Annotated in this window: 12 protein-coding genes; 3 read left to right on the top strand and 9 right to left on the bottom strand. The window is 71.6% G+C overall.

Features of this window, described 5'->3' with window-relative positions:
* Positions 1–3: 3 nt before the first annotated feature.
* From BMZ82_RS20610 to BMZ82_RS20570, 9 genes are all read right to left on the bottom strand, one after another.
* A complete protein-coding gene (locus BMZ82_RS20610; protein WP_093777861.1) occupies positions 4–558 on the bottom strand; it encodes an alginate O-acetyltransferase AlgX-related protein in 555 nt (184 codons plus the stop codon).
* Complete coding sequence (locus tag BMZ82_RS20605) at positions 555–2,249, bottom strand: class I adenylate-forming enzyme family protein (protein ID WP_093777859.1); 1,695 nt, start codon at positions 2,247–2,249, stop codon at positions 555–557. Before BMZ82_RS20605 ends, BMZ82_RS20610 begins: the two co-directional genes overlap by 4 nt.
* Positions 2,236–3,021 carry a hypothetical protein gene (locus BMZ82_RS20600; protein WP_093777857.1) on the bottom strand — a complete coding sequence of 262 codons (786 nt, stop codon included), beginning with the start codon at positions 3,019–3,021 and terminating at the stop codon, positions 2,236–2,238. The genes BMZ82_RS20605 and BMZ82_RS20600 overlap by 14 nt, the downstream gene beginning before the upstream one ends.
* A complete protein-coding gene (locus BMZ82_RS20595; protein ID WP_093777855.1) occupies positions 3,018–4,193 on the bottom strand; it encodes a beta-ketoacyl-[acyl-carrier-protein] synthase family protein in 1,176 nt (391 codons plus the stop codon). The genes BMZ82_RS20600 and BMZ82_RS20595 overlap by 4 nt, the downstream gene beginning before the upstream one ends.
* Positions 4,190–4,462 (bottom strand): hypothetical protein, encoded by a 273-nt coding sequence (locus BMZ82_RS20590; RefSeq protein ID WP_093777853.1) that lies wholly within the window; start codon positions 4,460–4,462, stop codon positions 4,190–4,192. Before BMZ82_RS20590 ends, BMZ82_RS20595 begins: the two co-directional genes overlap by 4 nt.
* The gene (locus BMZ82_RS20585; protein ID WP_177244578.1) at positions 4,459–4,734 is read right to left on the bottom strand and encodes an acyl carrier protein; all 276 of its coding nucleotides are present in this window, start codon (positions 4,732–4,734) and stop codon (positions 4,459–4,461) included. The genes BMZ82_RS20590 and BMZ82_RS20585 overlap by 4 nt, the downstream gene beginning before the upstream one ends.
* A gap of 121 nt (positions 4,735–4,855) precedes the next feature.
* Complete coding sequence (locus tag BMZ82_RS20580) at positions 4,856–6,286, bottom strand: class I adenylate-forming enzyme family protein (protein WP_093777849.1); 1,431 nt, start codon at positions 6,284–6,286, stop codon at positions 4,856–4,858.
* A 6-nt stretch (positions 6,287–6,292) separates the two neighbouring features.
* A complete protein-coding gene (locus tag BMZ82_RS20575; RefSeq protein WP_093777847.1) occupies positions 6,293–7,546 on the bottom strand; it encodes a 3-dehydroquinate synthase II family protein in 1,254 nt (417 codons plus the stop codon).
* Complete coding sequence (locus BMZ82_RS20570) at positions 7,543–8,373, bottom strand: class I fructose-bisphosphate aldolase family protein (RefSeq protein WP_177244583.1); 831 nt, start codon at positions 8,371–8,373, stop codon at positions 7,543–7,545. Before BMZ82_RS20570 ends, BMZ82_RS20575 begins: the two co-directional genes overlap by 4 nt.
* Positions 8,374–8,819: 446 nt before the next feature.
* On the opposite strand from BMZ82_RS20570, the gene BMZ82_RS20565 reads away from it, so the two are divergent.
* The 3 genes from BMZ82_RS20565 to BMZ82_RS20555 all read left to right on the top strand — a co-directional run bounded on the left by BMZ82_RS20565 (position 8,820) and on the right by BMZ82_RS20555 (position 13,664).
* Positions 8,820–10,202 carry an MFS transporter gene (locus BMZ82_RS20565; protein ID WP_093777843.1) on the top strand — a complete coding sequence of 461 codons (1,383 nt, stop codon included), beginning with the start codon at positions 8,820–8,822 and terminating at the stop codon, positions 10,200–10,202.
* Between the two features lie 44 nt (positions 10,203–10,246).
* Positions 10,247–10,723, top strand: coding sequence for an Lrp/AsnC family transcriptional regulator (locus tag BMZ82_RS20560; protein ID WP_093777841.1), 477 nt, complete (start codon positions 10,247–10,249; stop codon positions 10,721–10,723).
* 154 nt (positions 10,724–10,877) lie between these two features.
* A complete protein-coding gene (locus BMZ82_RS20555) occupies positions 10,878–13,664 on the top strand; it encodes a beta-L-arabinofuranosidase domain-containing protein (protein ID WP_093777839.1) in 2,787 nt (928 codons plus the stop codon).
* Positions 13,665–13,670 lie beyond the last annotated feature (6 nt).

Genomic DNA, 13,670 nt, shown 5'->3' with positions numbered 1-13,670 from the left:
GGCTCAGCCCTCCGTCGGGGACGCGACGGGGCAGGCCACCCGCATCAGCAGACGGCACGCCTTGTCGCCGTCGCGCAGGCAGCTCTCGGCCCGGTTCTCCGTCAGGGTCACCCCGAGACCCTCGGACCAGCCGGCGTGGATGTCGGTGCAGGGGCACTGGTAGCCGTCCAGCGAACCGGCCATCCGCACCATGGTGACGGCGAAGCTGCGCCGCAGGGTGAGCACGATCGTGTCGTCGCCCTCCACCTCGGTGGAGGCGTTGCGCAGCTCCGGCGGGAACATCCGGTCACCGCAGTCGTCGTAGCGGCGGCGCAGTTCCTCCAGGTCCTTGCCGGTGTCCCCGCTGTCGGGGAGCGCCCCGGAGAGGCGGCTCACGCGCTGTCCGACGTGCAGGGCGACCTTGCGCAGCGCCTCGGCGTTCAGCTCGTTCGCGGCCTCCTGTCCGAACCGCGCGGCCACGCCCTGGTACCAGTGGGCGTCGTGCTGCCACCACAGCCGGTACGCCTCCCCCGCCCGGGCGCGGTGGTTGACACCGTCGGTGTCCGTGTTCGTGCTCATGCGTGCTGCTCCTTGGCGGCGAACCTGTCGCGCATCACTCGTTTGAGAACCTTGCCGGTGGCGCCCTTGGCCACGTCGTCCGGCTTCATCCGCAGGGCCCGGGTCACCGGGGGGTAACCGGCGTTCGCAAGCACGGAGTTGACCCGCCCGGTCCACACCGCGTCCCCACCGCCACCCTCACCGTCACCGTCTTCCTGCTCCAACTCCATTTCGTCGTCGGCGAGTTGGAGGAGGGCGTAGGCCTCGGCCTCTCCGTCGCCGTCCCAGTCCGCGCGGACGCCGTCCGGGGCCACTCCGACGACCGTACAGTCGGCGAGTTCGGGCAGTTCGGCCAGGAGGAGTTCCTCGGTGCGGGTGCTGAAGACGATCCCGTCGCGGGTGCGGACGGCGTCCGGTGCCCGGTCGAGGTGGTAGAAGTTGCCGTCCTCGTCCTGCTGGGCGAGGTCTCCGGTGAGCCAGTAGCCGCCGAGCCGCATCCGGTTCCAGGTCAGCGAGTCGTTCCAGTAACCGGGCGTGAGCGTCGGCGACTTGAGGCCGAGGCGGCCGACCTGGCCGGGCGGCAGCAGGGTGCCGTCCTCGGCGAGTACGGCGGCCTCGGCGAAGCTGATGGGTTTGCCGACGCAGCGCGAGTAGGCCGAGGTGTCCTTGGTGTGCCGGTTGTGGAAGACGGAGTAGCCGGCCTCCGAGGAGCCGAGCCCGTCCACGAAGACCGAGCCGTCCACCCGCACGCGGCTCAGGTCCCGGCGGATCTCCAGGTGGCCGCCGTGCTGGACGAGGGCCCTGATGTGCGCCTCGTGCGCCGCGTCCCCGGTGTTGAACCACACCTGCACGCTGGACAGGTCACGTTTCGTCAGATCCTCGGCGGCCATCTCGCCGAACGTGCCGGCGAAGGCCAGCACGATGGTCGGCCTGAACTCCTCGACGGCGTCCAGCACTTCGGCGCCGCACTGGCTGGACAGCAGCTTGAGGTCGGTGCGCAGCAGCAGGCAGTACAGCAGTGTGGCCACCATGGCGTTGTGCGCGCCCGGCAGCCCGACCAGGGTGCGCTCCATGTCGGTGCCGGTGGAGTAGCGCAGCCGGTGCAACTGCGCGTACATCAGCGTGCGGTGGGTGTGCGGCACGCCCTTGGGCATGCCGGTGGTGCCGGAGGAGTGCGAGATGAGCACCGGGTCGGTCGGGTCGTGCCGGTAGGGGTACGCCGCCGGCAGCGACGCGCGGTGCTCGGGGCGGATGTCGTCGGCGGCGACGAGGAAGCCGAGCCCGGAGTCCGCGAGCACCGGCCGGTGGGCCTGGTCGGTGAACGCGCCGACCGCGCCCTGGCGGTGGATGTAGGCGGCGGCGGTCTCCGGGGCGAGGTTGCCGTTGACGAACGAGGGGATCGCGCCGAGGGAGGTCAGCGCCAGGAAGTTCACCGCGAACTCGGTGCTGGAGAAGGAGTGGACGGCGACCGGGTCACGGGGCCGCACGCCCTGCGCCGCGTACCAGCCCGCGTACGTCTCGACCGCCTCGTACAGCTCGCCGAGCGTCAGCACGTCGGGGTGGCTGCCGTCGGGCGCCCGCCAGCCGCCGTCGGTGCGCAGCACGGGTTCGTCGAGCGGACGGCCGTACGCCTTCAGGCGCTCCAGGACGTTGCCGGCGCCCAGTTCGGTGTCGGAGCAGATCCGGGCCCGCTCCTGTCTACTGATGAGCATGGGTCTCGGTCTCGTTTCTGTCGGCGGTGAGGAGGAACGCGGAGGGCTCCAGGCGGTGGCTGCCGCCGTCCCGCAGCAGTCGCCGGTGGGCTTCGGCCAGCTCGAACAGGCCCTGGACGCTGCCGGGATGGCGGATGTCCTCGCCGTGCGGGGACGGCTGGTCCGAGGTGACGGTCACCGGTGCGCCGGTGTCGGCGCGGCCGAGCAGCACCGCCGCCGCGAGGCCCGCCGCCGCGGGGAGTTCGGGCACGGGACGGCCGCTGTCAGCGCTCAACTCCCGGTGCACGGCGGCCGTCCGCGGGCCGCCGCCCAGTTCCACGCCCAGCACCAGGACGCGGTCCAGCTCGGGGTCCTCCAACAACAGGTCGGCCAGGGCGAGGAGTTCGGCCACCGGGTCGTCGAAGGTGGAGACGCTGAACATCTGTCCCGTGATGCCGAACTCCCGACTGGTGTGGCCCAGCACGGAGTTGGGGGTGGCCTGCATGAACAGCAGCGGGTTGTGGACCCGGCCCGAGACCATGCGGCTGCTGGCCAGGTCGGCGGTGGTGGTGTCACCGGCCAGGCTCGCCAGCGCGACCGCGGTGCGGGCCCCGTCGCCGGGCCGCTCGGTCAGGCACCGGCTGGCGACCTCGTAGGCCAGCGGGCTGAAGGCGGACTCCACGAAGCCGGGCAGTCGCGGCAGCGGGATGTCGCTCTCGCGCCCGGTGCCATGGGTGGCGGTGGCCGTGGCGAGGACGCCGAGCGCGGAGCGCAGCAGGGGCTTGGTCGTCACGGCCGCTCCAGGACGAGTGCGGTGTTGGCGCCCCCGAAGGCGGCGTTGATCGTGAGGGCCCGGCGCAGATCGGCCTGGCGCGGCCGGTTCGGCACGTAGTCGAGGTCGCACTCCGGGTCCGGCGTGGTGTACCCGGCGGTGGGCGGCAGGACGCCGTCCGTCAGGGCCAGCAGGGTGATCACGAACTCCACGACGCCCGCCGCCTCCAGGAGGTGGCCGGTGGTGGACTTGGTGGAGCTGACCGGGATGGACTCGGCGTGTTCGGGGAAGGCGGCCCGCAGGCCGCGGGTCTCCGCCCCGTCGTTGTACTTGGTGCCGGTGCCGTGGGCGTTGATGTAGCCGAGGGCCGCGCCGTCCGGGTCGCCGGCGAGCCGCATCGCCTGCCGAGCCGCCAGGGCCAGACCGGCGCCCTCCGGGTGCGGCTGGGCGATGTGGTGGGCGTCCGTCGCCGCGCCCCAGCCCACCACGGAGGCCAGCGGCCGTGCGCCACGCCGCCGGGCGTGTTCGGCGGACTCCAGGACGACGACCGCGACCCCGTCGCCCAGCAGCAGTCCGCTGCGGTCGGCGCTGAACGGGCGGACCATGCCGTCCCGCGACAGCGCCCGCCCGGAGTCGAACTTGCCGAAGGTCTCCTCCTCCACGAGGTAGCCGCCCGCGCAGACCGCCACGTCGGTGCGCCCCGAGGAGATCAGCCGGCAGGCGTGGATGATCGCGGCGGCGGAGGCGACGCAGGCGTTGGTGAAGGTGAGCCGCGGCCCGCTCAACTCGAGGTGCCCGGCGAGCAGTTCGGCCAGTCGGGCGGGGACGGCGTCGGCGAGCGGCACCTTCCCGGCCGGCGGTGCGCCCGCCTCGGTCCGCCAGTGCCGGGTGACGGCGGTGTGGTCGCCGGCGATGCCGAGGAGGACCGCCGCCTCCGTGCCGGGGCGCAGGCCCGCCATGTCGAGGGCCTGCGCGCCGCACCGGTCGAGGGCGTGGCGCAGCGCCCAGTCCTCGACCGCGTCGGGGCCGTCGGGGGCGGCGGCCGCCATCGGCGTCCGGTAGGGGCCGGTGTCGAACCTGGTGGTGGGCGCGAACGAGGGGACGCCCTCGAAGACTCCGCGCCGCAGGGCGTCCGCGCCGGTGCCGAACGCGGTGCGTACGCCGAATCCGGTGACCGTGACCTCACCGCTCATCGCGGTCGCCCCCCTTCGGCGGGGACCGGTGCTGCGGCGCTGAGGTAGTCGGTGAGGCGGCGCAGCGAGGTCAGTCCGGCGATGTCCTCGTCGCTGGGCTCCACGATCAGGCCGTAGCGCTCCTCCACCACATGGAGGAGCCACACCAACCCGAGGGAGTCCAGGACGAGTTCGGCGTCCTCGCCGAGGTCGTCGGGCAGCCCCGGGAAGACGTTGCGGTCGGTCAGCAGTTCCCGGACGGTGTCGGTGGTGAAGGTGTCCGTGCTCATGCCTTCGCACCGCGTCGGACGACCTCGGCGACGAGCGCGCCGAGGGTCAGGGAGGCCAGGGGCTCGATGTCGGTGTCCGGGATCTCCACCTCGAAGCGCGCCTCCAGGCGCAGGGAGAGCTCGATCAGGCTGAGTGAGTCCACCTCCAGCCCGCCGACGGTCACGGGGCTCTCGTCCGTGATGCCGTCGCGGCTCATCAGGATGTTCATCTCGTCGATGACCGCGGTCAGGACGAACTCGCGGATCTCGTCTTCGAGGGTCGACGTACTCATGATCGGTGTCTCCACGTGAAGGGTCGGAAAGTGGGGTTCGGCAAGAGGTGTTCACAACAGGGCGGTACGCTCAGGGCAGTTCACACAGTGTGGTTCGCAACAGGGCAGCTTAAGGCGGGAGTTACGCGCCGTCCGTCGCGGCGGCCTGGAGGGCCGCCGCCTGGCGCAGCAGCTTTCCGTTGGAGGTGCGGGGCAGGGTGTCCAACAGGCGGATGACGCGCGGCAGTTTGTAGTCGGCCAGCCGCTCCCGGCACCAGCGCAGCAGTTCCTCGGCGGTCGGCTGCCCTGCCCCGGCGGTCACCGAGACGTACGCCTCGGTCACGCCCTCGTGGACCAGGACCGCCTGTTCGACGGCCGGGTGGTCGCGGAGTACGTTCTCCACCTCGACGAGGTCCACCTTGAGGCCGCCGATGACGACGAGGGAGTCGGCGCGGCCGTGCACCGTGACCGCCCCGGCGGCGTCGGTGGTGGCCCGGTCCCGGGTGTGCAGCCAGCCGTCCGCGTACTGGCCGCCGCCGGTGTCGAAGAGGTACGGCGACTGGTCGAGGGCGACGTCCAGTTCGCCCTGGTGCTCGCGCAGGACGACGCCCGGGGCGGCCCGGCCGACCGCGGGGCGCAGGGTGCCGCCGGTGTCCATGGCGACCACCCCGGTCTCGGTGGTCCCGTAGGACTCGCCGACGTTCACCCCGTAGCGTTCGGTGAAGCGTGCCGCCACCGCAGGGGGCATCAGTTCCCCGCCCGAGACCGCGACCCGCAGGTCGGGCAGGGCGGGGGGATCGATGGCGGCGGCGAGCAGTTCGTAGTGCATCGGCACCCCGAACAGGGCGGTGATCTGGTGGTCGACGGCGGTGCGCAGGATGTCGCGGGCGGAGATCCGGGGCGCGAAGACCACCGAGACCCCGGCCGCGAGCGAGTGCAGCAGCCCCGCGACCAGGCCGAAGCTGTGCGCGGTCGAGCTGAGCAGCAGCAGCTTGTCGCCCGGGCCCGGCATGCCGGGGATCCGGGTGAACCGGTCGACCTCGGCGGCGAGCGACCGCGCGGTGCGGCCGATCACCTTGGGCCGTCCGGTGGAGCCCGAGCTGAACTGCACCAGCCGGTGGTCGGTGCCGGCCGGCCGGCCGCCGCCCTGGCGTTCGGTGACGACCTCGCACTCGGAGCGGAAGCCGAAGGTGGCCTGGACGTTGGTGCCGGCGCTCACCATGAACTGCGGCCGGCAGGAGGCGCACAGCGCGGCGACCTCGGCCGGTTTGAGCCGGAAGTCGAAGAGCAGCACCTGCGCGCCGAGCCGCCACAGCGCGAGGAGCACCTCGACCTGGGTGAAGCTGGGCGGGGTGCGCAGCCCGACCGTGCTGGCGGGGCCGATGCCGTATCCGGCGAACACGGCAGCCTGTTTGGCCACCCGTTCGCGCAACTCGCCCCGGGTCACGGTCTCCTGACGGTGATTCAGGTAGGGGAGGCGGTCGTCCTGTGCCTCGAGGAGACGCCGGAGCAGCGGTCCCATCCCGTCGTCGCCGTTGTCGTCCGTGCCGGGGACCGGCAGGTGCTCGCCCATCGGGCCTCAGACCTCCTTGCAGAACTCGCCGATGGGCAGGCCGACATGGCGCTTGTCGGCGGCCAGGTAGCCGAGCAGTTCGTCGCCCGCCCGGAGTTCGGTGACGTTGAGGACCTTGCCGCCGGGGCCGAGCACCCGGACGTGCCAGTCGTCCTGCACGGTGAGGCTGACCAGTCGGCCGTCCTCGGCGTGGGTGCGGATCTCCAGCAGCGGGCGGGACTCCAGCTTCGCCCGGCCGACCACCACCCGGCGGGTGCGTCCGTCGGCGCCGACCGCGAGCAGGGCGCTGCCGGAACCGACCTCGCTGAGGTAGTTGGTGCGGTTGTCGGGGCCGAGCGTGTACGAGTGCAGGGCACCGGCGTTGACCCGGAACGGCCTGGTCGGCATGTAGGGCAGCGGGTGGGTCTCGCTGCAGCACAGCACGAACCCGGAGGAGTACGAGCCGACGAGGATGCCCTCGTCCTCCTCGAAGTGCGAGCAGGTGTCCACGCAGACCCGGTCGCCGAGTCCGACGTGCCGGATGCTCTCCACCGTCAGGGTGGAGAGCTCCAGTTGGGGCGTGGTGGCCTCCAGCAGGCGGGCCAGCGCGAACACGTCGTCGGCGGAGCGGGGGGTGAACAGGATGCCGTCCGAGCCGCGTTCGAGGACGTCGAAGACGATCGCCGCCTCTTCCAGGCCGTCGACGACGGTCACCAGCTTGCCCTCGGCGGACTCGGCCGCGGCGAGCACGATCTCCAGGGGGATCTTGGTCGGGTCGGCGAAGTGGATGACGGTGTAGGGCAGTGCCATGGCGCCCGAGCACGACAGTCGCAGGGTGCGGTCGTCCCGTACGCCGATGAAGCCGACGACGGGCGTGGCGGGGGCGGTGCCGGTGCCCGTAGCCGTGCCGGTGGCGCGGTTGGCCGCGGCGAGGGCGTCCAGCTCGTCCTGGGTGTGGAACGTCCGCAGCAGGAGGTCGACACCGGCGGGCTTGCCCTCCTTGCCCTCCTTGCTCTCCTTGGCGTCCTTCGCGCCCGCGCCGTCCTTCGGGCTTGCGGCGTCCTTCGTCTCCTTGTCGCCGGGCTTCTTGCCGCCGGCCGTCACCGCTGCCGTGGGCGCGCCGTCGGCGGCCAGGACTCTGGTGATGGTCGGGGGGAGTGTGGCCAGCAGCTCCGCGTCGGCGGAGAGCACTCCCGCCATCCGGGCGTGGACGGCTGCGTCCACCACCGATTCGAGCTGCGTACGGGGGACTTCACGGAGATCGATCCACGCGAACCTCATGCGACACCTGCCACGATCGTCGGGTAATTGCTGGTTGAGGGGGTCATGCTCATGTCCGCGGCCAGCCCGCCCGCGCCGTGCACGACGGCGGCGAGCCGGGAGACCAGGGCATAGGGGTTGGGCGAGGAGAAGATCCGGCGGCCGATGGCGAGCCCGCTGCAACCCGAGGCCATCACCGCGGTGCCGTACTCGACCAGGTCGGAGTCGTCCGGCGGACCGCCGGCCGCGAGCACCGGCAGCGGACTGTTGGCCACCACTTCGGCCATCCGCTCCACCGGCAGCGCGACGGAGGTCTTCACCATGTCCGCGCCCAGGTCGGCGGCCACGTTGACCACATGGGCGAGGAGGGCCGGGTCACGGGGGTCGTCGATCCGCGGGCCGCGAGGGTAGACCATCGCGATCAGCGGCATGCCCCACGTGTCGCAGGAACGAGCCACCGCCCCCAGATCGGCGAGCTGCTGCGCCTCGGTGTCGGAGCCGATGTTCACATGGACGCTCACCGCGTCCGCGCCGAGCTGCACCGCCTCCTCGACGTCGCCGACCAGAACCTTGGCGTTGACGTCGGTGGAGCAGGCGGTGCTCGCGCTCAGATGCACCACCAGCGCGCAGCGTTTGAGGATGTCCGGCGCGAAGGCGCGGGCACGTCCCTTGTGGACGATGATCCCGTCGGCGCCGCCGTCCACCAGCGCGCGCAACAGGTCGTCCCACTTGTCGGCGGGGACGATCGGGCCGTCCGAAACGCTGTGGTCGAGCGGCACGAACAGATGCCGGCCGTCCCCCGCCAGCGAAAGTCTTCTAATGCGCAATAGCTTGCCGGTTTTCAGCACGGGTAATACGCCTTCCCAGCCTGGAGACCGCTTTTCAGGAAAGCCGGACCGGAAGCAGCTCCATGCGGTCGCCATGTCCGAAAAACGATGGTCGTAGAACTTTCAAGTTCCCCCGCCTCAGCATTCCGTGCGTGATCAGCGATTGGCAAGGTGTGACCGCCTTCCAATATTCATACGGCCCAACGCATGAGTATCCGACAGCGAGTTGACAGGTCAGGCGGGTTGACACGGCTAGATGATGCCGTTCGGGCGTTTTCTGCGCTTTATTGCCGATGTCACGTGTAAAGAGGCCGCGAATTAGGCGAAGAGGCCTTCTGGGCCTAAATTGAATTACCGCACGAGGTGACAGGGGCACCCCTGTTCGTGTTACATGCGAGGCCTTCCCTCCCCATTCGTGCCCGGACCGAGCAATCGCCCGGACCCGGGCGTATCGGAAGTGACTCCCCATGCCTCAATTACCGCCCAATACCACCCTCAAGGCCGTTTCCCCGACGGCGGCGGCCCCCAGCGGAGCCGAAGCGCCCGCCGCGCCCACCGCGACCCCGGCGCCGCGCGTCGCCGTCGCGAGCCTGGTCGGCACGACGATCGAGTACTACGACTTCGCCGTGTACGGCACGGCCAGCGCGCTCGTCCTCGGCCCCGCCTTCTTCCCGTCGGGCAACGCGACCGTCTCCTCGCTGGCCGCGTTCCTCACGTTCGCCGCTGCCTTCGTGGCCCGCCCGGTGGGCGTCGCCCTGTTCGGGACGATCGGCGACCGGCTCGGCCGGCGCCGGGCGCTGTTCCTCTCCCTGATGCTGATGGGCGTGGCGACGGTCGGCGTCGGACTGCTCCCGACGTACGAGACCGCCGGACTCCTCGCCCCCGTCCTGCTGGTGACGCTCCGTCTGCTCCAGGGCGTCAGCATGGGCGGCGAGTGGGGCGGCGCGGTGCTGCTCGCGGCGGAACACGCGCCGCCGGGACGCCGTGCGCTGTACGCGTCCATCCCGAACGCCGGGCCCTCGCTCGGCTTCCTGCTGTCCACCGCGGTCATCCTGCCCACCCTGAACATCGGCGGCCGCGACGCCTTCACCGACTGGACCTGGCGGATCCCGTTCCTGCTCAGCGCGGTGCTCGTGGTGGTCGGCCTGTGGGTGCGCGCGACGGTCTCCGAGTCACCCGCGTTCACACCGGCGGAGGCGTCCGCGCCGAGACCCGAGGGAGCACCGGCCCCCGAGTCCCGTTTCCCGCTCGGCACGCTGGTCACCCGGTATCCCGGCCGGCTGCTGCTCGGCATCGGCGCGGCGCTGGGCGGCTCGGCGGTCTACTACCTCACGATCGTCTACAGCCTGTCGTACGCGCCGCAGGCACTCGGCATCTCCCGCAACACGATGCTGACGGCGGCGAGCGTCGGCGCGGCGGCCGGTATCGCGGTCACCCTGCCGGCCGCCAGGCTGGCCGACCGGATCGGCCGCCGCCCGGTGATGCTGACCGGAGCCGTCGGCAGTGTGCTGTGGGCGGTGCCCATGTACGCCTCGCTCAGCACGCGCGACGGCTGGGTGATCACCGGGGCGTACACGGTCGGGCTGGTGCTGCTGGCGCTGATGTTCTCGCCGGTGGCGGCCTTCCTGCCCGAGCTGTTCCCGGCCCGGCTGCGGTACACCGGCGCGTCCGCGGCCTTCATCCTCGCCAACACCCTCGGCGGCGGCTTCGCCCCACTGGTCGCCACCTGGCTCAACAGTCACTGGGGATCGCCGCTGGTGCTCGGCTTCTACACCGGCGGACTGTGCCTGGTGAGCCTGTTGTGCCTGCTGGCCCTGCCGGAGACACGCGACCACGAGTTCGCCGTCTGACGTACAGTCGGCGCTGGTCACGTACGTACGAGGAGGCCGGGGCCATGCCCGTGGACGAGCTGGACACCCGGATTCTGCGGCTGCTGCTCGAGCAGCCGCGCACCAGCGTGCGGGAGTACGCCCGGCTCCTCGGCGTCGCGCGCGGCACCTTGCAGGCCCGCCTCGACCGGCTGGAGCGGGACGGCGTGATCACGGGCACGGCGCCGTCCCTCTCCCCCGCCGCGCTGGGCCACCCGGTGCTCGCGTTCGTGCACATCGAGGTCACCCAGGGCCACCTGGACGACGTGGGCGACGCGCTGGCCGCCGTACCGGAGATCGTCGAGGCGTTCTCGATCACCGGCGGCGGCGACCTCGTCACCCGGGTGGTGGCGCGCGACAACGCGCACCTGGAGGACGTGATCCAGAAGCTCATCAGCGTGCCCGGCGTGGTCCGCACCCGCACCGAGGTGGCCCTGCGGGAACGGGTGCCGTACCGGCTGCTGCCGCTCGTGGAGTCGATCGGGCGGGCCGCCGCCACGTAGCCTTCCCGTCCGCAACTTCCGGTCCTGTCAGGACCGTTGACGTGTTCCCGTCCTCGCCTCTAGCGTCTGGTCGATCATTCGCACACCGTTCGCGATATCGAACATCGTGATCGCGAACGTCACCCGATGCATTGCGGACCGGAGGAACACCCCCATGGCACCGCCCCTCAGCAGACGGACCCTTCTCCAGAGCGCGATCCTCGCGGCGGCCGTCCCCCCACTCGCCGGCACCGCGGCCGCCGAAGCCGCGGCGGCCGTCCTCCCGCCGCCGGCCGCCTGGGCCCTCCAGCCCTTCCCCCTCCAGGACGTCGCGCTCGGCCCCGGGCTCTTCGCCGACAAGCGCCGTCTGATGCTCGACCACGCCCGTGGCTACGACGTGAACCGGCTGCTCCAGGTCTTCCGCGCCAACGCCGGCCGCGCCACGCTCGGCGCGGTCGCCCCCGGCGGCTGGGAGGGCCTGGACGGCGAGGCCAACGGCAACCTGCGCGGCCACTACACCGGGCACTTCCTCACAATGCTGTCCCAGGCGTACGCGAGCACCGGCGAGCAGGTGTTCGCCGACAAGATCCGCACGGCGATCGACGCGCTGACGGAGGTGCGCGAGGCGCTGCGCCGCGAGCCGACCGTGCTGAGCGTCGCCGGCCGGTTCGGTACGGCGGCGGAAAACGTACGCGGCTCCTACCAGTACGTCGACCTGCCGTCCGGTGTCCTCGGCGGCGCGGCGGAGGTCACCCTCGCCGCCTGGGTGAAGCCCACCCACGACGCCGACTGGACCCGGATCCTCGACTGCGGCAACGACACCACCCGGTACCTGTACCTGGCCGCGCGCAACGCGAGCGGTGTGCCCCGGTTCGCCGTCACCACCGGCGGGGCGGGCGGCGAGCAGGGGCTCGACGGCACCGCCGCGCTGCCCCTGAACCGGTGGAGCCACCTCGCGGTGACCATCGCCGCGGGCACCGGGACGCTGTACGTCGACGGCAGGGCCGTGGCCCGCAACACCGCGATGTCCCTCACCCCGGCCGCCCTCGGCACCCTCACCGGCAACTGGCTCGGCCGGTCCCACTACGCCTCCGACCCGGTCTTCGCGGGCGCCTTCGGCGGCTTCGACGTGTGGTCGCGGGCCCTGACCGCCGCCGAGGTCGCGCAGTTGCAGGACCGCCGCACGCCCGGCGACCTCGCCTCCTACGCCTTCGACGAGACCTCGGGCGGCACGTTCGCCGACGCCTCGGGGCGCGGCCTGACCGCCACCCTGCGCCGCACCTGGGGCGGGCCCAGCCACCCCGGGTTCCTCGCGGCCTACCCGGAGACCCAGTTCATCCAGTTGGAGTCGATGACCGGCTCCGACTACACCAAGGTGTGGGCGCCCTACTACACCGCCCACAAGATCCTGCGGGGTCTGCTGGACGCCTACCTCGCCACCGACGACGAGCGCGCGCTCGACCTGGCGTCGGGGATGTGCGACTGGATGTACGCCCGGCTGTCGAAGCTGCCCGCGGCCACGCTCCAGCGCATGTGGGGCATCTTCTCCAGCGGCGAGTTCGGCGGCATCGTCGAGGCGATCTGCGATCTGCACGCGCTGTCCGGCAAGGCCCAACACCTCGCGCTGGCCCGGCTGTTCGACCTCGACAAGCTTATCGACGCGTGCGCGGCGAACACCGACACGCTCGACGGGCTGCACGCCAACCAGCACATCCCGATCTTCACCGGGCTGGTGCGGCTGTACGACGCGACGGGCGAGACGCGGTACCTCACCGCCGCGAAGAACTTCTGGGCCATGGTCGTACCGCACCGCATGTACGGCATCGGCGGCACCAGCCAGGGCGAGTTCTGGAAGGCGCGGGACGTCATCGCGGGGACCATCGACGGCGTCACCGCCGAGACGTGCTGCGCGTACAACCTGCTGAAGCTGAGCCGGACCCTGTTCTTCCACGACCAGGATCCGGCGTACATGGACTACTACGAGCGGGCCCTGTACAACCAGGTCCTCGGCTCCCGGCAGGACACCCCGGACGCGGAGAAACCGCTGGTCACGTACTTCATCGGGCTCGCGCCCGGCACGGTGCGCGACTACACGCCCAAGCAGGGCACGACCTGCTGCGAGGGCACCGGCATGGAGAGCGCCACCAAGTACCAGGACTCGGTGTACTTCAAGGCGGCCGACGGCAGCGCGCTGTACGTCAACCTCTACAGCCCGGCCACGCTCACCTGGACCGAGCGGGGCGTCACGGTCGCGCAGAGCACCGACTTCCCGCGCGAGCAGGGCAGCACGCTGACGGTCCGGGGACGCACCTCGACGTTCGCGCTGCGGCTGCGGGTGCCGGTCTGGGCGACGGCCGGGTTCCGGGTGACGGTCAACGGGCGGAGCGTCAACGGGACGCCTGCGCCGGGCAGTTACTTCACGGTGTCCCGGACCTGGCGGGACGGGGACGTCGTCCGGGTGGCGATGCCGTTCCGGCTGCGGGTGGAGAAGGCGCTCGACGACCCTTCCCTGCAAAGCCTGTTCCTCGGTCCGGTCAACCTGGTCGCCCGCAACTCCGCCACCACGTATATGCAGTTCGGCCTCTACCGCAACGCGGCACTCTCCGGCGATCTGCTGCCCTCCCTCACGCCGGTGAGCGGGAAGCCGCTGCACTTCACGCTCGACGGCACCGAGTTCGCCCCCTTCCACGAGGGCACCGAGGACCCGACGCACGCGTATGTGCGCAGGGCCGAACCCCGGGTGGTGTTCGGCACCAGCGACTCGGGCGTGGCCAACCCGGCGAAGGCCGACCGCACGACCCTCCTCGACGAGGTGTGGGCGGCGGCGCCGTTCGCGTCCAAGAGCGCGCTCGTCACGCGGGTACGGAGCGTGGTGGACGCGTGGGTGAGCGCCGGACTGCTCGCACGGGCCGACGGGGAGAGGGTGGTGAGCACGGCACGCGGAGCGACGTTCGTACTGTAGGGCCTG

The organism is Streptomyces sp. yr375 (assembly GCF_900110755.1).
GTDB lineage: Bacteria > Actinomycetota > Actinomycetes > Streptomycetales > Streptomycetaceae > Streptomyces.
The sequence above is the reverse complement of the archived record's forward strand: the minus strand, read 5'-3'. Positions and strand labels throughout refer to the sequence as shown.